We start from the raw sequence: 15684 nt of genomic DNA, 5'->3' as shown, positions 1-15684 counted from the left end.
TCATGGCCAATCTGCTGAACGGAATCACCGCCGCGATGCGCCATCTCGGTGCGCGCAGCGAGGTGATCGCCAGCAATATCGCCAATGCCGATACGCCCGGCTTCAAGGCGCGGACGCTGCGCGAGCCGGACTTCGGCGCGCTGGTGAACGGCCGCAGCGGAGGTCCGCAGCGGCCGATGGTCCAGGTCACTTCGCGCATGGCGGAGCTTGGTGCCGGCAAGCGCGGAGCTGAGCGCGGCGTGGTCGACAGAACGATCACCGAAACCAAGCCCGACGGGAATAACGTCACGCTCGAGCAGCAGCTGCTGGCAATGGGCGAGGTGCAGGCGGATTATGCGACGCTGACCAGCCTGTATCGGAAGCAAATGGGCTTGCTGAAGACCGCGCTTGGCGGCCGGGGCGGCTAAAGCCTGGTGTTGAGCGTGACGGGCGTCGGTCCGCTGCGCTGACGGATCTGTCCACCGCGCTGATAGGTTTGCTGGCGCTGGCCGCCGATCCGCCCCGCTTCCCGCGCAATTTCCGCCAACAATTCCTGCGACAGCTCGATCTGCCGCGACAGCAAGGTCGCATTGTCGAGCGCCGAGCGGCGCAGGCGATCGATCGCGAGGCCTAGCGGGCTATCGGCCGGCACCGCGTCGAGCCAAGCCGGGTTGGTGCGGTCGCGTTCGGCGAGCGTCGCTTCGAGCGCGCCGGTGAGGCGGATCTTGGCGTCGGCCAGCGCTTCGTTCTGCGGGGGCCAGGTACCGCCGCGGAGAAGGACGGTCTCTTCGTCCATCAGGTCCGACAGCGACTGCATCAATGGGGTGAGGTCGTCGCTCATTCGCCTTTCTCCATGCGCTGGAGGGCGGCGAGGACCGTCGGCGCGAGGCCGAGCTGGCCCGATTTGGCAATGCCGCGTCCGACTTCTTCGGCCATCATGCCGCGGAACAGCTCTTCGCCGTGGCCGCCGCCGAAGCTGCCGTCGATCTCGACCTGTTCGAGCATCAGCTTGGCGATCTGGCCGGCGAACACCGCTTCGAAGTCGCGGGCAGCCGCCGCGCGGTGCGCGGCTCGGGGGTCCGGCGTGGCGGGGGTGGAAGCGATAGGGTCGGTCATTGCACCTCGATCTCGGCCTGGAGGGCGCCGGCGGATTTGATTGCCTGGAGGATGGTGATGAGGTCGCGCGGGGACACGCCGAGGGCGTTCAAGCTGGCGACCAGCTGGCCGAGGCTGGCACCGCGCACTTCGGCAAGGCTCGCGCCGCTGCCATCGTCGACCTGCACCGCGGTGCGCGGGACGACGGTGGTCTGGCCGGGGGACAAGGGCGCGGGCTGGCTGACCTCGGGCGCTTCGCTGACGCTGATGGTAAGGCCGCCTTGCGCCACCGCGACCGGGCTGATGGTGACGTCGGCGCTCATGACCACGGTTCCCGAGGCTTCGTTGATGACGATGCGGGCGGGCTGGTCGACGGCGACCTGAAGGTTCTCGACTTCGGTGTAGAGGTCGATGAGCGGGGTGGCGGTGCTGCCGGTCAGTTCCACTGTCGCGGGATCGAGCACGCGGGCGGCGCCGGGAAAGCGCTCGGCGATGGTGGCAGCGATCGCGCGGGCGGTGGTGAAATCGGGATTGCGGAGGGCAAGGCGAAGGCGCCCGGCGTCGCGCAGGGCGAAGGCGACCTCGCGCTCGACAATGGCGCCGCCGGCGATGCGGGCCGAGGTCAGCACGCCGCGATTGACCTGCGCCGCCGCGCCTTGCGCCTTGAACCCGCTGACCGCGACCTGGCCTTGCGCCATGGCGTAGGTCTGCCCGTCGAGGCCGCGCAGGGGAGAGGCGAGGAGGGTGCCGCCCTGGAGGCTGGATGCGTCGCCGATAGCGGAGACCTGGACGTCGATCGGCGAGCCTGCCCGGGCGAAGGGCGGGAGGGTCGCGGTGATGGTCACCGCCGCCACGTTCTTCGATTGCAGCGCCTGGCCGCGGGTCGCGACGCCGAGACGCTCGAGCATCGAGGACAAGGTTTCCTCGGTGAAGGGCGAGTTGCGCAGGCGGTCGCCGGTGCCGTCGAGGCCAACCACCAGGCCGTAGCCGACCAGCTGGTTGGGCCGGACATTCTCGACGCTGACGATGTCCTTGATCCGCGGTGCTGCTTCGGCCTGGAGCGGGCCAAGAGCGCTGGCAGCCAGCGCGACAAGGAAATGACAAAGGAAGCGCATGGCACCTGCTCGGGGTTTGCCGCCCGGAAGCGGGCCTTGTCCCTCTATATAGAGGGCTATGGGAGCCTGCGGGTTCTCCCCACCGATGGAGAATTGGCCATGCGGGTCGATCCAAACGCCCTTGCCGTCTTGCAAACCCGCTTGCTGAACCTGATGCGCGGCCCCGACGAGGCGCGGGCGCAAGGCTTCAAGGTCGATGCTCCCCCGCCAGCACAGCCGCAGACCGGCGCCGCCGCGGCGAGTGCGGCCCTTCCCGCCGCCTCCCTCGCTACCCTGCTCGCAGCAACGGCTGCGCCCGCGTCGCGCCAGGCCGTTCTGCGCCGGGCCGAGAAAGGGCTGGCGGGGCTCGAGCGACTGCACCGGCTGATCCGCAGCGGCGGGAGCGCCAGCGAGGCGTTGGACGAGCTAGCCGACTGGCAGGACGACAGCGTCATGGGCGACGGTCCCGAAGGCGCGCTGCTCGAGGAAGTGAGGCTGCGCGTGCTGGTCGAGCTAGCCAAGGAAGGCCGCTAACCGCGCAGCTTGCCGGTCTGCCGCAGGACGAAGCTGATCACCTCGGCGACGGCGGCATATTGCTCGACCGGGATCGGGCGGTCGATCTGCGCGTGGGCATGAAGCGCGCGGGCGAGCGGGCGGTTCTCGACCAGCGGGACGCCCGCTTCGGTCGCCAGTTCGCGGATCTTGAGCGCGACGCGGTCGGTGCCCTTGGCGACCACCACCGGCGCGCGCATGCTGCCATGCTCGTATTTCAGCGCGATGGCATAGTGGGTCGGGTTGGTGATGACGACGCTGGCGGTCGGCACTGCCGCCATCATCCGCTGCCGCGCGCGCTGTGCCCCGATCTGCCGCTGCTTGGCCTTGACCTGTGGATTGCCGTCGCTGTCCTTGTGCTCGTCGCGCATCTCCTGATGGCTCATCCGCATCTTGCGCAGGAAGGAGAAGCGCTGCCAGCCGAAGTCGAGGGAAGCGATCGCGGCGACCAGCATCAGCAGGGTCTTGATCAGCGAGACGGCCAGCGCGGTGGCGGCTGAGCCGATCGCGGCGGGTTCGAGCCCGACCAGGCTGTCGGCGCCGGGCAGGCGGGGCGACAGCAGCCACCAGCCGAGGCCGACGACGGCGAGGCTCTTGGCGAGGAGTTTGGCGAATTCGACCAGCGCTTGGCCGCCGAACATGCGGTTTAGGCCGGACGCGGGATTGATCTTGCTCCACTTGGGCGCGAGCCGGGCCCAGCTCAGCGAGGGCTTGCCCTGCGCGAAGCCGGTCAGCACCGCGGCCAGGAAGAAGAGCAGCAGGAAGGGGCCGATCAGCGCGGCCATTTGGGCCAGCACGCCGCCTGCGAAGTCGGTGCCGCCGACAGGATCGACGCGGATCTCGGCCGCGCCTTCCCAGAAGTGGCGGAGCAGGGTAGCGAGGACGCGCACCGCATGATTGCCGAGCCACAGCAGCGCGGCGAGCATGGCCAGCAGCGAGAGGGCGTGGCGGACCTCGGGCGCGCTTGGCACCTCGCCGCGCTTGGCCGCGTCGTCGAGCTTCTTCTGGCTTGGCGCGAGTGTCTTGCTGTCGGGATCGTCAGACACCGGCCCAGGCTCCTGCCATCCATTCGCGATAGGCGTCGGCGAACCCGGCCATCATCGCCGGTGCGGTCACGGCGAGGAGCGCAATGCCGCCGGCGATCATCAGCGGCTGGGCGATGAAGAAGAACTGGATCGAGGGCGCGAGCCGGCCGGCAATGCCAAGCGCGAGGTTGAACAGGATGCCGAACATGAGAAAGGGCGCAGCGAGGCTGATGGCGAGGGCGGTCGCTTGGGCGGCGGTGGAGACGGCAAGGCTCGCCCAGTCGGCGGCGGGGATGGGGGCGCCGGGCGCGAAGCAGGTGTAGGAGCGAATCAGCGCCTCGAACCACCAGCCGTGAAGGCCGAGGGTGAAGCAGAACAAGGTCGCGCCGAGGCCGATGAGCTTGCCCAAAAGAGGGGTCTGGCCGCCCATCGCGGGATCGAACACCAGGGCAGTGGTGAGCCCTATCTGCATGCTGACGATCGAGCCGGCCATCACTGCCGCCTGGAAGAACAAGCGGGCAAGCATGCCGAGCGCAAGGCCGGTGATAGTTTCAGTCAGGAGCAGGCCCGCGAGCCGCACCTCGCCGACACCGAGCAGGGGCGATACGGCGGGCTTGAGAATTCCCGACAGCGCAATCGTCAGGCCGAGCGCCAGGAGCAGGCGGATCTGCCGCGGCACGCTGTCGTCGCCGAGCATCGGCATCAGCATGATCATGCTGCCGACCCGCGCGAAGAGGAGAAGGATCAAGGTAGCCTCGGCTACCAGCGCGGGCGGCACCGCTCAGGCGCCGATGATGCGGTGGCCGATCTCGGCCGTGAAGTCGCTGAGCGCCGCGCCCATCAGCGGCAGCGTCAGCAGAAGAGTGACCGACATGATGACCAGTTTGGGGACAAAGGTCAGTGTCTGTTCCTGGATCTGGGTCAGGGCCTGGAGGAGGCCGATCACCACGCCGGTGATGAGGCTGGCGGCGAGCAGAGGGCCGACTAAAGTCAGCAGCAGCACGAGCGCGGCGCGGGTCAGGTCGAGGACGTCGCCCGGCGCCATCAGATCTGCATCCGCATGATGTCCTGATATGCGCTGACCGCGCGGTCGCGCACCGCGACCATGGTGTCGAGCGCGACTTCGGCGGCGCCTATGGCAGTGACCACGTCGACGAGGTCGCCCTTGCCCGCGACCTGGGCGGCGCCCGCCTGCTCGGCGGTGCGCAGCGACGCGCCGGTGTTGGCGACGAGGCCCTCGACCATCGCGCCGAAGCCGCCGGCTTCGGTTGCGCTCGGTTGCGGCAAACGCGCAGCCTGCTGGTAGGCGCGAACTGCGCCCAATCCCTGGATCGACATGGGGAGCTTCCTTCCGGCTTACTTGATGAGGTCGAGGGTGCGCAGCGTCATCGCGCGCGCCGCTTCGATGGCGTTGAGATTGGCCTCGTAGCTGCGCTGGGCCGCTTTCATGTCGGCGCCTTCGACGAGGCTGTTGACGTTGGGCTTCAGCACATAGCCAGCCTTGTCGGCGGCGGGGTGGCCGGGCTGGTAGACGCGGGTGAAGGCGCTGTTGTCGCGCTGGACCGAGGCGACTTCGACGCCTTGTCTGTCGGGCGAGAAGAGCACCAGCTTGCGCTGGTAAGGCTTGCCGCCGGGCGTCGCCGACACGCTGTCGGCGTTGGCGAGATTCTCGGCGATGACCCGCATGCGCAGTGACTGGGCCTGTAGGCCCGACGCGCTGATCCGGGTGATGCTCTTGAGGTCCATATACCGTCGGCTTTCCGTTGCCCTTGCCCCCTCATCCTAGGAAAATTTTGCCTAGTCGGGCCGGGGCGTCCGCAAAATCATCCATGAAGGAGGAAACGGACACACGAAGGACCGCCACATGGCATTGCCGCAACAGATCAGGGTCGAGGCGCGCGTCATCTTGGCGTCCAACCGCCTCCGCCTGCGTGAGCTGTTGCGGCTGGAGCGGGGTTCGGTCGTGCCGCTTGCTGGCGATGCCGACGCCCTGAGCCTGCTTCACGTCAACGGCGTCGCAGTGGCGCTCGGCCAGGTGCAAATCGACGGCGACCGCACCGCGTTCGAAGTGCGCGACATGGTTGCGCGGGGCTGACCTCAGATGGACGGTGACAGCCTGACCCGGATGGGCCTGACCCTTGGCCTGCTGCTCGGGCTGCCGGGGCTGATGCTGGTGCTGATGCGCCGCTTCGGTGTGCGCCTGCCGGGCCAGCCAAGCGCCGCGGCCCGGCTCGCCGTCGTCTCGCGGCTGGCGGTCGACAACAAGCATAGCCTGGTGCTGATCCGGCGCGACAGTCACGAGCAGTTGATTCTGCTCGGTCCCGCCGGCGCAACCCTGCTCGAAGCCGACGCGCAGCGTAGCGCGGCCGAGCGCGAGGAAGAAGAGCGGCAGCAGGTCGAACGCGAAGAGCAAGTCGCCGCCAGCCGGGCCGCGCTCAAGACGGTCCTGCAGCGCCTTCGCACCGGCAGCGCGAGCGAAGCGCCGCCGCCCCAGCCGCAGCGTCCGAGCTTTCCCTCGCTGGTCGAAGGCGCCCGCCCGCCTGCGCTTCGCCGTCATCTCGATCGCGCGGCATGAACCGCCGCGCAGTGATGCTCGGGCTGGCCGCCGGCCTTGCCCTGCTGGTGCCTGCGGGCGCTGCGGCGCAGACGCCTGCGCCCGGCATTGCCGTGAGCTTCGGCGACGGCAGCGTCAGCGGCAAGGCGATCCAGCTGGTGCTGATGCTGACGGTGCTGAGCCTTGCGCCCGGCATCCTGATGACCGTGACCAGCTTCACCCGGATCATCGTTTCGCTGTCGCTGCTCCGCACCGGCATCGGCGCGCCCGGCGTCCCGCCCAACCCGGTGCTGATCAGCCTGGCGCTGTTCCTCAGCTTCTTCGTCATGGCGCCGACGGTCGAAAAAGCGTGGAGCCAGGGCGTCGAGCCGTTCACGCAAGGCAGGATCACCGAAGCCCAGGCGATGGAGCGGTCGGTCGAGCCGTTTCGTGAGTTCATGCTGACGCATGTTCGATCGGCCGACCTTCAGCTGTTCACCGATCTGGCGCGCGACAAGCCCAAGACGCCCGACGAGGTGAAGCTGACGACCTTGATGCCGGCCTTCATGATCTCCGAGCTCCGCCGGGCGTTCGAGATCGGCTTTCTGCTGTTGCTGCCGTTCCTGATCATCGATCTGGCAGTCAGCGCGGTGCTGATGGCGATGGGCATGATGATGCTTCCGCCGCCTGCGATCAGCCTGCCGATCAAGATCATCTTTTTCGTGCTGGTCGACGGCTGGGCGCTGGTCGCCGGGAGCCTGGTCCGAAGCTTCGCCACGGGCGGCGGCTGAGGCTGCCTCAGGCCGGTGCGATGCTGGTCAGGGCGACCGAGCGGACCACGCCTTTGCCGAGCACCTTGCCCGCTTCTTCGGCGACAATGGTGCGAAAGGCGGCGGCATCGGGCAAGCGGCCGTCGGGACCGCCCGCGAGCGGCTTGTTGTACGCCCGCACGTTCACGGCGTGGATGACCAGCGGCAGTCGCGCTTTCACCCCTTCCGCATCCTCGCTGCCGACCTCGAGCTGGGCTTCCATCCGGACATAGCCAGTGAACTTGCCGTCAGCGAAGATCAGCGGGACCAGCAACGGTCCCAGGCTCTCGAACGTGCTGTCGCCTGGCGTCACCTCCTCGCGCGGCTTCTCGCCGCCCTGAGCAGGCACGAGAAAGGCCACGGCCGCGCCGCCGCCAGAGCCGGCGATCAAGCCAGCGACGATCATGATGATGAGGTTCTTTGCACCTGCCATCGTTCAGCGCCCCAGCGAGCGGATGTCGGGGAGCGGCGAGCCTTCGGCCAGCAGCACGATGGTGATGCGGCGGTTCTCGGGCCGGCCGGGCTGGTCGGGATAGACCGGCTGGGTATCGGCCAGCGCCACCACCTCGGCGATGCGGGGCGCAGGGAAGCCGGCGTCGACCAGCGCCGACCGCGCGGCAAGGGCGCGGGCGCTCGACAACTGCCAGTTGCCCGTCGCCGAGCCGCCGACATTGTCGGTATGCCCCTCGATCGCGACGCGCAGCTCGGTCTTGGTGATCCTTTTGGCGACCTCGGCCAGCATGAAGCGCGCATAGGTGTTGAGCTCGGCCGTGCCGGGTCGGAACATCGATCGGCGCATGTCGTCCATCAGGCTGATCCGAAGGCCTTCGCGATTTTGCTCCATCTGGATCGTCTGGCGCTCGGCAAGGGGCGTGCTGGTCGGTTGCAGCAGAAGCTTCAATTCTTCCGCCACGATCCGCAGCGTGGGATCGGGCACGCTCGCCGAACCGCCGCTCTGCGCGCCGGCGGTCGCGGCAGGGCTCCTGCTGGGGGAGCCGCCGGCGGGGGCCTGCGAGGGATCGGTCAGCTTGCTTTGCGAGGCAGGGCCGCTGCTGGCCGCCGCCATGCTTTCTCCCGCTTCGCCGCTGGCACTGGTGGAGGGCGAGAAATATTCGGCGAGGCCCTTCAGCTTCTGCTCGTCGGGGGAACTCAGCAGCCAGAGCAGCATGAAGAAGGCCATCATGGCCGTGACGAAATCGGCATAAGCGACCTTCCACGCCCCGCCGTGGTGGCCGCCGACCACTTTCTTGACCTTGCGGATGACGATGGGGCGCTGGTTCGGCGCGGCGTTGGTGGCCATGTCAGGCGGCCTGCGCCAGGCGTTCGGCCATGCCGGCCAGGCGCATCGCCTGAAGAGCCTCGTCGCGTTCGGTGCCTGCGTTCAGGCGAAGCAGGAGATCGGCCAGCTCGCACTGGCTCTGCGCAATGAGGTCGAATTGCTGCAACAGGCCGAGGCAACGGCCAGCGATGTCGGGGTCGGCGCACAGGGCTGCGGCAAGCCCCTCTGTCGCGGCGGCGAGGTCGCGCAGTTCGGCGGCGATGCCGTGCGCCAATCGGTCAAGCGCCATCAAAACAGCTCCAGTTCGCCCGCAGTGGTGGTGGGAAGGGGCAAGGCGGTGGGCGGCGCATCGGTCACCGGATCGCGCACAAGGCGGCAGCGAGAACGGCCTTCGTAGGGGAGAAACTCGACCCTCCGGGCAAGCCTCCCGCCGGTATCCTCGTGGCGCACCTCGATGCCTTCGGTGCGGCAGAACCGGCGCGCGAACAGGATATTGTGGCGACCGATGTCACCCAGACTCTCGATCATGGTCGCCCCGCCGTACAGGTGAGCGCGCAGGTGCTGCCGTTCGGAGCCCCGGCGCATCAGGGCGTTGACCAGCAGCTCCATGGCATGAACGCCGTAGCGGCTGAGGTCCTGGAGGCGAGCACCGGCTTCCGGTTCGCCGAGGAGGAAATGGTTCATGCCCCCGACGCGCCGAACAGGATCGAGCAGGCACACTGCGACACACGATCCGAGCAGGGTGTGGATACTCCTGCCCGGATCGCCGCACACGGCATGCTCGCCCTGAACGATGGTGATACGCTCCATCAGGTCAGCGCCCCGAACACCCGTTCGATCTTCTCCTTGAGGGACGCGGGTGCGAACGGCTTCACGAGGTAGTTGTTGACGCCGAGCGCCGCGGCTTTCTGCACGATGTCGCGGTCGGCCGAGCCGGTCAGCATGATGAACACGGTTTTGCCGATCACCGGATCGCCGCGCACCGCTTCGAGCAGGCCGAGGCCGTCCATGCCGGGCATATTGTAGTCGGAGATGATGAGGTGGACGCGGTTGGTGCGAACGGCGGCAAGCGCTTCTTCGCCGCCCGGACAATCGCGCACATCGCGAAAGCCGTAATCCTCCAGAGCGCGGCGGATCATCGCTCGCATGCTGGCCTGGTCGTCGACGATCATCACCTTGATGGCGGCTGCTGCCGGCATGGTCGTTCAGTCCTTGCTGGAGGGGACGCGGCAGGCGCGGAGCACGGCGTCGGCCATGCGGGATAGGGGCATGACCGAGCCGGCGGCGCCGATCTCGACCGCTGCGCGAGGCATGCCGTAGACGACACAGCTGTCGGCCGACTGGGCAAAGGTCGCAGCGCCGGCCTGGCGCAGGGCAAGCAGGCCATCGGCTCCGTCGCGGCCCATGCCGGTCAGCAACACGCCGACCGCGGAGGTTCCGAGCGGCACGGCCGAGGAGAACAGGCGATCGACCGAGGGGCGGTGGCCGCTGTGGAGCGGACCCGACCGAAGGCGCAGCTTCGGCTGTGCGCCCGTGCCAAGCTCGGCATGAGTGGCGCCGCCCGGTGCGATCAGCACCTGACCTGGTGCCAGCGACATGCCGTCGGCAGCGTGGAGCACTCGCGCCGGCACGGTCTTGTCGAGGCGCTCTGCAAACCCTGCGGTAAATCCTGCCGGCATGTGCTGGACAACGATCACCGGCGGCGTGTCGGGCGGCAGCGCGCCGAGAAAGGTGAACAGGGCTTCGACCCCGCCGGTCGAGGCGCCAACCAGGATCACCATGTCCTTGCGCCACGCCCCGCTCGCAAGCGGGCGAGCGGTCGGCGGGTCGGCCGTCGGCCGGGCATTGCTTCGCGCCGCTTCACGCACGGTGCGGCAGAGAACCGAAGCGGCGGCGGCGAGATCGCCGGCGGTGGTCGAGGGCTTGGCGATGCAATCAACCGCGCCAAGCCGGAGCGCCTCGATCGTCACTTCGGTGCCGCGCGCCGTAAGCGTCGAGCACATCACCACCGGCATTGGGCGCAGGCGCATGATCCGCTCGAGAAAAGTGAGGCCGTCCATGCCCGGCATCTCGACGTCGAGCGTCAGGACGTCGGGATTGAGCTCCTTGATCAGCGTGCGCGCCTCGGCCGGATCGGCCGCGCTGCCGACGACCTCGAGCCCGGGATCCTGCGCCAGGATCCGGGTCAGCATTGCGCGCATCGCGGCGCTGTCGTCGACGACGAGAACGCGCGCGGGGCTCATGCGCCCTCCGGCTTGCGGTAGATGGTCTGGCCGCACGACTGCACCCTGGCGGCGACGGTCCGCGAAAGCCGCTCGCTGTGACCGATGTAGAGCGTGCCGCCGGGACGAAGCTGGGCGACCAGCCGCGCTTCGAGACTGGCCCGCGCGTCCGCATCGAAATAGATCATCACGTTGCGGCAGAAAATCACGTCGAATTGACCGCGAAAGGGCCAAGGCGCGAACAGGTTGAGCGGGCGTGCGGTGACCAAGGCACGAAGCCTGGGATCGACCGCGACCTCGCCGCCCTCGGACTGGAGCCAGGCCGCGCGATAGGGAAGCGGAACCTGGTCAGCGCCGATCGAGGGATAGCGAGCCACGGCGACCGCTTCGACCATCGGTGCCGAGAGGTCGGTGGCGAGCAGGCGCACGTCGCCGCCGAGCCAGCGAGCTTCGCCGGGGCTGGTGCCCGCCAGCGTCATCGCCACGCTGTAGATCTCCTCCCCTGACGAGCTTCCGGCGGACCACAAGCGTACTGGCTGCCCCGTGTCGGCACGGGCCTTGAGGCGCGGCAGGATTTCGGCGCGGAGATGATCGAAGTGATGTTTTTCGCGAAAGAAATGGGTGTGGTTGGTGGTCAGCGCATCGATCATCCGTTCCCGCTCCTCAGCGTCGTCGCGGACGAGGCGGAGGTAGGCGGGGAAGTTGTCGAGCCGGCACTCGCGCAAGCGGCGGGCGAGGCGCGATTGGACGAGGTTGATCTTGCCCTCGCCGAGGCTGATCCGGGCTTCGGCACGAAGGATGTCGGCGATGGAGCGGAAGTCGGCCGGGCCGAGCACCACCGTCGCAACCGTTGTTGTCGTCGCGGAAAGGAATGGCTCGTGCTTCATGCCGCCGCTTCGAGCTGGCCGGTGATGCCGAGCGCATCGAGATCGAGCAAGGTCACCATGGAGGTGCGCTCGCCCTGGTCACCGCGGAGGTTGGCAGCGACGAGACCCGCGACGACCCCCGCTTCGGCGATCTGCACTTCGGGCGCGGGTTGGATCGCGCTGCCGTCGATCGCGACGATGTCGTTCACTTCATCGACCAGAAAGCCGGCCTGCTTGCCGCCAAGGCTCACCACCAGCACGCAGGAGCGCGCGTGAACGGTGCTTGGGCACCAGCCGAGGCGCTCGGCGAGGCCGACGATCGGGATCACCGTGCCGCGCAGGTTGGCGACACCGCGGATGTAATCCGGGACGCGCGGCAGGGGGGTTGGCTCTTCCCACTCGCGGATCTCGATCAGCGAGGCCATGTCGATGCCGAACATCCGTCCGGCGAGCGAAAAGGTGACGATCTTGCGGTCACTGCTGGTGGCGGTGGTCATGCGGCAAGTTCCCTGGGTTGGCGGACCGCCGGGGCGGTTCCGATGATGGCATCGACATCGAGGATCAGCGCGATCGACCCGTCGCCAAGCACGGTGGCCCCGCCGAGCCCGCGGATCGGATGGAGGTTCTGGTCGAGGCTCTTGATCACCACTTCGCGGCGGTCATCGACGGTATCGACGAACAGGCCGACCTGGCCGGCGCTGCCGTCCTCGACCACGATGACAAGGCCGTTCTCAGGCTTCTCTTCGGCGCCGCGGATGCCGAAGAACTCGGCCAGGCGGCGGAGCGGCAGGTAGGAACCGCGCAGCTCGATCACCTCGCTGTCGGGGGTGAGGGCGGACACCTGGCCGGGCTCGGGCCGGACGCTTTCGACCACCGATTGGAGCGGCAGCACGAACCGCTGCCCACCTAGCCGGACCACCATCCCGTCGAGGATGGCGAGCGTCAGCGGCAAGACCAGGGTGAAGCTGGTGCCGACGCCCGGCTCGGACGCGATCTCTACCCGGCCGCCGAGCCCTTCGATGTTGGAGCGGACGACGTCCATGCCTACGCCGCGCCCGGAGATGTTGCTGATCGTCGCCGCGGTGGAGAAGCCCGGCGCGCAGATCAGCTGGTCGATCTCCTCGTCGGACAGGATCGCATCGGCGGCGATCAATCCACGCTCGATCGCCCGGGCGCGCACGGCTTCGCGGTTGATCCCGCCGCCATCGTCCTCGACCCGGAGGATGATCCGCCCGCCGCGTTGCTGGGCGGAAAGGCGGATGGTTCCGGCCGCGGGCTTGCCGGCAGCGAGGCGCTGTTCGACCGGCTCGATGCCGTGATCGACCGCATTGCGGATCATGTGGGTCAAGGGATCGCTGATCCGCTCGACCACCCGCTTGTCGACCTCGGTCGCCTCACCGCTGACCTCGAGCAGCACCTTCTTGCCGGTCTCGCTTTCAAGCTCGCGAAGGATCCGGGGCACGCGGTTGAACGCTTGCTGGATGGGCTGCGCGCGCAGGCTCATCACCATGTCCTGGATCGAGCGGGTGAGGCGCGAGAGCTGCGGCAGCTCGACCCGGTCCTGCTCGGTCGGCCCAAGCCGATCGGCAAGGATCGAATTGCGGATGACCAGCTCGCCGACGAGGTTGAGCAGGCCGTCCAGCTTGGCGAGATCGACGCGAATGCTTTCGCCGCGATCGGATTGGCGGCGCTCGACAAAGGGCGGCGGGCTTGGAGGGGGCGTTGGGTCTTGTGGGACCATCGCTACGGGCTCGACGGGCGTCGGCTCAGGCGCGCGCTCGACTGCCCGCTCGATCTCGATCAGCGAGTCCGGCGCGACGAAATCGAAGCAGTCGCGCAGCTCGTCTTCGGCAAGCTCGCCAGGCGCGCTGAGCGTCCACAGGAGATAGGCGCCTTCGGGGTCCATCTCCCCCAGCGGCGGCAAGGCGGTGCAGTCGCAGGACAGCACCTCGCCGCCCAGCCGTTCGACTTCGCGGAGCAGCAGCAAGGCTTCGCCGCCATTGGCGAGGGCAGCGGACGACGGGCGGAAGCGGATGCTCCATGCCGTGGTCGGGTCGGCCGCGGGAAGAGCTGGGGCGTCGAAATCCTCGAAGCTGACCGCAATCGGTGCGAAGCCGAATTCGTCTTCCTGCGTCGCCACGGCCGGCGCCGTGTCGATCGGAGCTGGCGGGTCGGCGATCATCCAAGCATCGAGCTGAGCGGCAACCGCTTCGTCGGCCGGAGCCGGGGCGCCAGCGCGCGCCGCGGCGACGTGATCGGCGAGCATGTCGGAGGATTGCAGCAGAAGCTGGAGCAGCGGCTCGGTCGGCGCCAGGCGGCCCGCGCGAAGGGCGTCGAGCACGTTTTCGAAGCGATGCGAGAAGCCGAGCAACGCCTCGTGCCCGAACGCGCCCGAGCCGCCCTTGATCGAGTGCACCGCGCGGAACACGGCGGCGATCACCTCCGGGTCGCGCGATCCCGCGGCAAGCTGGCTGAGGCCCGCTTCGGCCGCGACCAGGCCTTCGGCGCATTCCTCGAAAAAGATCGCCTGGATGGCGTCGAGATCATCGCTCATGGGCACACGCGGCGAATGGCGGCGGCGAGCTTGTCGGCTTCGAAGGGCTTGGTGATCCAGCCGGTGGCGCCAGCGCTCCGGGCGCGCGCCTTCTTGTCGTCGCTGAACTCGGTGGAGAGGACCAGGATCGGGAGCAGGCGCAGGTCGCTGTCCGCCCGCGCGGCCTCGATCAGCTCGAACCCGTCCATCACCGGCATGTTGATGTCGGTGATGATGAGATCGGGCGGCGCGGCCTTGGCAGCGGCGAGGCCCTGGGCGCCGTCTTCGGCGCTCGACACGATGAAGCCTTGGGCGGTCAGCGAGGCTTTGAGCAGCATCCGCATGCTGGGGCTGTCGTCGATGGTGAGGATATGGCGGCTCATGGGTCAGGCCTCCCTGGTCGTGAGCCCGAGCGGCGCCCCGAGGCGAAGCGCGTGGATGCGCTCGGCAAAGGCGGGCGAGGCCGGGTCGATGGTCATGGCGGGTGCCGCGGCTTTGGCGGCAAGCAGGAGCTGAAGCATGGCTTGGCCGAGGTTCTCGACCTCGCCGGCGTCGACCACTGGCGCCGCGCCGGCGGCGATCGCTTCGACCAGCGCGCGGTGAACGGCCGGAGCGGCGGCGGTGCCGCATTGGGCGGGCAGGCGGATCGGCGTGGAAAGGGACATGGCGGCGACCTCAGGCGGGGAGTGCGGCAAGCTCGCTCTTGACCTCGGCTAGGCGGGCCTCGAACTGCTGGAAGGAGGGGGCGAAGGTTGACGGGGTGAGCCGGCGCGCGAGCTCCACCGCGACCTGCACCGGCGCGTTCTGAGCGTAAGCGATGATTGCCGTCTTCACGACCATGTAGGGCTGGTGATCGTCGGCGATGACCTGGTGCAGCTTGGCGGCGAGCGGACCGACCACGCAGTAGCTCAAGAGCACGCCGAGGAAGGTCCCGACCAGCGCCCCGCCGATCATTGCGCCCAGGACTTCGGTCGGCTGGTCGATCGAGGCCATGGTCTTGATCACGCCGAGCACCGCGGCGACGATGCCGATGGCGGGCAGGCCGTCGGCCAGCGATTGCAGCGAATGCTGCGGGGCATGCTCTTCGGCGTGGTGGCGCTCGATGTCATTGTCCATCGCTTCGGCAAGCTGATGCGGGTCGTCGAAGCTGACCGTCATCATGCGCAGGTAATCGCAGATGAAGTCGCTCAGGTGATGGTCCTTCAGGACCGCCGGATATTTCTGGAACAGCGGGCTTTCGGCAGGCGCGTCGAGATGCGGTTCGATCCCCGTCGCGCCCTTCTTGCGAAAGGTGTCGAGCAGCGCGAACAAAAGCGCCAGCAGCTCTTCATATTGCGGCTTCTTCCAGCCGGACCCTTTAAAGGCGCGCTTCAGCCCCTTGCCGGCGGATTTCACCACACTGAGGTTGTTGGCGACCAGAAACGCGCCGAACGCCGCGCCGCCGATGGCCGTCAGCTCGTGCGGCAGGGCGTGGAAGATGATCTCCATCTTGCCGCCGGCCACGATGAAGCTGCCGAATACGCAGCCCAGGATGACAAGAAAACCGATCGGAATGATCACGGGCGTGGTGGACCTGACTGGAGGGAGGGGGTGCTCGGTCCATCATAGAAAGCAGGCGCGGCTTCCGGCGGTGAGGGCCGTGAATTTCGCCGCTGCCTCCCCCGCGTGCGGGCGGCTTCTCCTATGGTGAGGGACAA

Annotated in this window: 25 protein-coding genes; 5 read left to right on the top strand and 20 right to left on the bottom strand. The window is 68.2% G+C overall.

The window, feature by feature from the left end; all coding sequences use genetic code 11:
* Positions 1–2 precede the first annotated feature (2 nt).
* Entirely contained in the window at positions 3–407 is a 405-nt protein-coding gene (locus tag ACP69Z_RS02060; RefSeq protein ID WP_426265890.1) for a flagellar basal body rod protein FlgB, read from the top strand.
* Here the strand turns inward: ACP69Z_RS02060 and ACP69Z_RS02055 are convergent.
* Genes ACP69Z_RS02055 through ACP69Z_RS02045 form a run of 3 tightly spaced genes read right to left on the bottom strand, consistent with a single transcriptional unit; the run spans position 404 to position 2189 of the window.
* A complete protein-coding gene (locus tag ACP69Z_RS02055) occupies positions 404–820 on the bottom strand; it encodes a hypothetical protein (RefSeq protein ID WP_426265889.1) in 417 nt (138 codons plus the stop codon). The two genes, ACP69Z_RS02060 and ACP69Z_RS02055, sit on opposite strands and share 4 nt — an antisense overlap.
* Complete coding sequence (locus ACP69Z_RS02050) at positions 817–1095, bottom strand: rod-binding protein (RefSeq protein WP_426265888.1); 279 nt, start codon at positions 1093–1095, stop codon at positions 817–819. The genes ACP69Z_RS02055 and ACP69Z_RS02050 overlap by 4 nt, the downstream gene beginning before the upstream one ends.
* On the bottom strand, positions 1092–2189 hold the full coding sequence (locus ACP69Z_RS02045; protein ID WP_426265887.1) for a flagellar basal body P-ring protein FlgI: 1098 nt from the start codon (positions 2187–2189) through the stop codon (positions 1092–1094). Before ACP69Z_RS02045 ends, ACP69Z_RS02050 begins: the two co-directional genes overlap by 4 nt.
* A 99-nt stretch (positions 2190–2288) precedes the next feature.
* On the opposite strand from ACP69Z_RS02045, the gene ACP69Z_RS02040 reads away from it, so the two are divergent.
* Positions 2289–2702: a flagellar assembly protein FliX gene (locus ACP69Z_RS02040; RefSeq protein WP_426265886.1), complete on the top strand. Its 414-nt coding sequence runs from the start codon at positions 2289–2291 to the stop codon at positions 2700–2702.
* Here the strand turns inward: ACP69Z_RS02040 and flhB are convergent.
* The 5 genes from flhB to flgC are packed head-to-tail and all read right to left on the bottom strand — an operon-like array spanning position 2699 to position 5491.
* Positions 2699–3766 (bottom strand): flagellar biosynthesis protein FlhB, encoded by a 1068-nt coding sequence (gene flhB / locus ACP69Z_RS02035; RefSeq protein WP_426265885.1) that lies wholly within the window; start codon positions 3764–3766, stop codon positions 2699–2701. The two genes, ACP69Z_RS02040 and flhB, sit on opposite strands and share 4 nt — an antisense overlap.
* The gene (gene fliR / locus ACP69Z_RS02030; protein ID WP_426265884.1) at positions 3759–4493 is read right to left on the bottom strand and encodes a flagellar biosynthetic protein FliR; all 735 of its coding nucleotides are present in this window, start codon (positions 4491–4493) and stop codon (positions 3759–3761) included. The genes flhB and fliR overlap by 8 nt, the downstream gene beginning before the upstream one ends.
* Before the next feature lie 33 nt (positions 4494–4526).
* Entirely contained in the window at positions 4527–4790 is a 264-nt protein-coding gene (gene fliQ, locus ACP69Z_RS02025; RefSeq protein WP_426265883.1) for a flagellar biosynthesis protein FliQ, read from the bottom strand.
* On the bottom strand, positions 4790–5083 hold the full coding sequence (locus ACP69Z_RS02020) for a flagellar hook-basal body complex protein FliE (RefSeq protein WP_426265882.1): 294 nt from the start codon (positions 5081–5083) through the stop codon (positions 4790–4792). The genes fliQ and ACP69Z_RS02020 overlap by 1 nt, the downstream gene beginning before the upstream one ends.
* Positions 5084–5101: 18 nt before the next feature.
* Entirely contained in the window at positions 5102–5491 is a 390-nt protein-coding gene (gene flgC / locus ACP69Z_RS02015) for a flagellar basal body rod protein FlgC (RefSeq protein WP_426265881.1), read from the bottom strand.
* A gap of 118 nt (positions 5492–5609) precedes the next feature.
* On the opposite strand from flgC, the gene ACP69Z_RS02010 reads away from it, so the two are divergent.
* The 3 genes from ACP69Z_RS02010 to fliP are packed head-to-tail and all read left to right on the top strand — an operon-like array spanning position 5610 to position 7069.
* The gene (locus tag ACP69Z_RS02010) at positions 5610–5840 is read left to right on the top strand and encodes a FliM/FliN family flagellar motor switch protein (protein WP_426265880.1); all 231 of its coding nucleotides are present in this window, start codon (positions 5610–5612) and stop codon (positions 5838–5840) included.
* 6 nt (positions 5841–5846) lie between these two features.
* Entirely contained in the window at positions 5847–6320 is a 474-nt protein-coding gene (locus tag ACP69Z_RS02005; protein WP_426265879.1) for a flagellar biosynthetic protein FliO, read from the top strand.
* Positions 6317–7069, top strand: a complete 753-nt coding sequence (gene fliP / locus ACP69Z_RS02000; protein WP_426265878.1) for a flagellar type III secretion system pore protein FliP — start codon at positions 6317–6319, stop codon at positions 7067–7069. The genes ACP69Z_RS02005 and fliP overlap by 4 nt, the downstream gene beginning before the upstream one ends.
* Positions 7070–7076: 7 nt before the next feature.
* Here the strand turns inward: fliP and ACP69Z_RS01995 are convergent, their stop codons facing one another.
* The 12 genes from ACP69Z_RS01995 to motA are packed head-to-tail and all read right to left on the bottom strand — an operon-like array spanning position 7077 to position 15547.
* On the bottom strand, positions 7077–7520 hold the full coding sequence (locus ACP69Z_RS01995) for a hypothetical protein (protein WP_426265877.1): 444 nt from the start codon (positions 7518–7520) through the stop codon (positions 7077–7079).
* Between the two features lie 3 nt (positions 7521–7523).
* Positions 7524–8387, bottom strand: a complete 864-nt coding sequence (locus tag ACP69Z_RS01990; protein ID WP_426265876.1) for a flagellar motor protein MotB — start codon at positions 8385–8387, stop codon at positions 7524–7526.
* Position 8388: 1 nt separating this feature from the next.
* The gene (locus tag ACP69Z_RS01985) at positions 8389–8655 is read right to left on the bottom strand and encodes a hypothetical protein (RefSeq protein WP_426265875.1); all 267 of its coding nucleotides are present in this window, start codon (positions 8653–8655) and stop codon (positions 8389–8391) included.
* The gene (locus tag ACP69Z_RS01980) at positions 8655–9176 is read right to left on the bottom strand and encodes a chemotaxis protein CheD (RefSeq protein ID WP_426265874.1); all 522 of its coding nucleotides are present in this window, start codon (positions 9174–9176) and stop codon (positions 8655–8657) included. Before ACP69Z_RS01980 ends, ACP69Z_RS01985 begins: the two co-directional genes overlap by 1 nt.
* Positions 9176–9565, bottom strand: a complete 390-nt coding sequence (locus ACP69Z_RS01975) for a response regulator (RefSeq protein ID WP_426265873.1) — start codon at positions 9563–9565, stop codon at positions 9176–9178. The genes ACP69Z_RS01980 and ACP69Z_RS01975 overlap by 1 nt, the downstream gene beginning before the upstream one ends.
* A 6-nt stretch (positions 9566–9571) precedes the next feature.
* Positions 9572–10609, bottom strand: a complete 1038-nt coding sequence (locus tag ACP69Z_RS01970; protein ID WP_426265872.1) for a protein-glutamate methylesterase/protein-glutamine glutaminase — start codon at positions 10607–10609, stop codon at positions 9572–9574.
* On the bottom strand, positions 10606–11475 hold the full coding sequence (locus ACP69Z_RS01965) for a CheR family methyltransferase (RefSeq protein WP_426265871.1): 870 nt from the start codon (positions 11473–11475) through the stop codon (positions 10606–10608). Before ACP69Z_RS01965 ends, ACP69Z_RS01970 begins: the two co-directional genes overlap by 4 nt.
* Positions 11472–11951, bottom strand: coding sequence for a chemotaxis protein CheW (locus ACP69Z_RS01960; protein ID WP_426265870.1), 480 nt, complete (start codon positions 11949–11951; stop codon positions 11472–11474). The genes ACP69Z_RS01965 and ACP69Z_RS01960 overlap by 4 nt, the downstream gene beginning before the upstream one ends.
* On the bottom strand, positions 11948–14008 hold the full coding sequence (locus ACP69Z_RS01955) for a chemotaxis protein CheA (RefSeq protein ID WP_426265869.1): 2061 nt from the start codon (positions 14006–14008) through the stop codon (positions 11948–11950). The genes ACP69Z_RS01960 and ACP69Z_RS01955 overlap by 4 nt, the downstream gene beginning before the upstream one ends.
* Positions 14005–14370, bottom strand: coding sequence for a response regulator (locus ACP69Z_RS01950; protein WP_426265868.1), 366 nt, complete (start codon positions 14368–14370; stop codon positions 14005–14007). Before ACP69Z_RS01950 ends, ACP69Z_RS01955 begins: the two co-directional genes overlap by 4 nt.
* A 3-nt stretch (positions 14371–14373) precedes the next feature.
* Positions 14374–14652, bottom strand: a complete 279-nt coding sequence (locus tag ACP69Z_RS01945) for an STAS domain-containing protein (protein ID WP_426265867.1) — start codon at positions 14650–14652, stop codon at positions 14374–14376.
* A 10-nt stretch (positions 14653–14662) separates the two neighbouring features.
* Positions 14663–15547 (bottom strand): flagellar motor stator protein MotA, encoded by an 885-nt coding sequence (gene motA, locus ACP69Z_RS01940; RefSeq protein WP_426265866.1) that lies wholly within the window; start codon positions 15545–15547, stop codon positions 14663–14665.
* Positions 15548–15684 lie beyond the last annotated feature (137 nt).

Source organism: Sphingomonas sp. LHG3443-2, from assembly GCF_049896405.1.
Lineage (GTDB): Bacteria > Pseudomonadota > Alphaproteobacteria > Sphingomonadales > Sphingomonadaceae > Sphingomicrobium.
Note: the sequence above shows the minus strand (reverse complement) of the source record. Positions and strands in the feature narration are given on the sequence as shown.

Bases quoted from the DNA above. Each gene is read 5' to 3' on its own strand.
- ACP69Z_RS02060 (WP_426265890.1), top strand. From the start codon at position 3: ATGGCCAATCTGCTGAACGGAATCACCGCCGCGATGCGCCATCTCGGT.
- ACP69Z_RS02055 (WP_426265889.1), bottom strand. From the start codon at position 820: ATGAGCGACGACCTCACCCCATTGATGCAGTCGCTGTCGGACCTGATG.
- ACP69Z_RS02050 (WP_426265888.1), bottom strand. From the start codon at position 1,095: ATGACCGACCCTATCGCTTCCACCCCCGCCACGCCGGACCCCCGAGCC.
- ACP69Z_RS02045 (WP_426265887.1), bottom strand. From the start codon at position 2,189: ATGCGCTTCCTTTGTCATTTCCTTGTCGCGCTGGCTGCCAGCGCTCTT.
- ACP69Z_RS02040 (WP_426265886.1), top strand. From the start codon at position 2,289: ATGCGGGTCGATCCAAACGCCCTTGCCGTCTTGCAAACCCGCTTGCTG.
- fliQ (WP_426265883.1), bottom strand. From the start codon at position 4,790: ATGGCGCCGGGCGACGTCCTCGACCTGACCCGCGCCGCGCTCGTGCTG.
- ACP69Z_RS02020 (WP_426265882.1), bottom strand. From the start codon at position 5,083: ATGTCGATCCAGGGATTGGGCGCAGTTCGCGCCTACCAGCAGGCTGCG.
- flgC (WP_426265881.1), bottom strand. From the start codon at position 5,491: ATGGACCTCAAGAGCATCACCCGGATCAGCGCGTCGGGCCTACAGGCC.
- ACP69Z_RS02010 (WP_426265880.1), top strand. From the start codon at position 5,610: ATGGCATTGCCGCAACAGATCAGGGTCGAGGCGCGCGTCATCTTGGCG.
- ACP69Z_RS02005 (WP_426265879.1), top strand. From the start codon at position 5,847: ATGGACGGTGACAGCCTGACCCGGATGGGCCTGACCCTTGGCCTGCTG.
- fliP (WP_426265878.1), top strand. From the start codon at position 6,317: ATGAACCGCCGCGCAGTGATGCTCGGGCTGGCCGCCGGCCTTGCCCTG.
- ACP69Z_RS01995 (WP_426265877.1), bottom strand. From the start codon at position 7,520: ATGGCAGGTGCAAAGAACCTCATCATCATGATCGTCGCTGGCTTGATC.
- ACP69Z_RS01990 (WP_426265876.1), bottom strand. From the start codon at position 8,387: ATGGCCACCAACGCCGCGCCGAACCAGCGCCCCATCGTCATCCGCAAG.
- ACP69Z_RS01985 (WP_426265875.1), bottom strand. From the start codon at position 8,655: ATGGCGCTTGACCGATTGGCGCACGGCATCGCCGCCGAACTGCGCGAC.
- ACP69Z_RS01980 (WP_426265874.1), bottom strand. From the start codon at position 9,176: ATGGAGCGTATCACCATCGTTCAGGGCGAGCATGCCGTGTGCGGCGAT.
- ACP69Z_RS01975 (WP_426265873.1), bottom strand. From the start codon at position 9,565: ATGCCGGCAGCAGCCGCCATCAAGGTGATGATCGTCGACGACCAGGCC.
- ACP69Z_RS01970 (WP_426265872.1), bottom strand. From the start codon at position 10,609: ATGAGCCCCGCGCGCGTTCTCGTCGTCGACGACAGCGCCGCGATGCGC.
- ACP69Z_RS01965 (WP_426265871.1), bottom strand. From the start codon at position 11,475: ATGAAGCACGAGCCATTCCTTTCCGCGACGACAACAACGGTTGCGACG.
- ACP69Z_RS01960 (WP_426265870.1), bottom strand. From the start codon at position 11,951: ATGACCACCGCCACCAGCAGTGACCGCAAGATCGTCACCTTTTCGCTC.
- ACP69Z_RS01955 (WP_426265869.1), bottom strand. From the start codon at position 14,008: ATGAGCGATGATCTCGACGCCATCCAGGCGATCTTTTTCGAGGAATGC.
- ACP69Z_RS01950 (WP_426265868.1), bottom strand. From the start codon at position 14,370: ATGAGCCGCCATATCCTCACCATCGACGACAGCCCCAGCATGCGGATG.
- ACP69Z_RS01945 (WP_426265867.1), bottom strand. From the start codon at position 14,652: ATGTCCCTTTCCACGCCGATCCGCCTGCCCGCCCAATGCGGCACCGCC.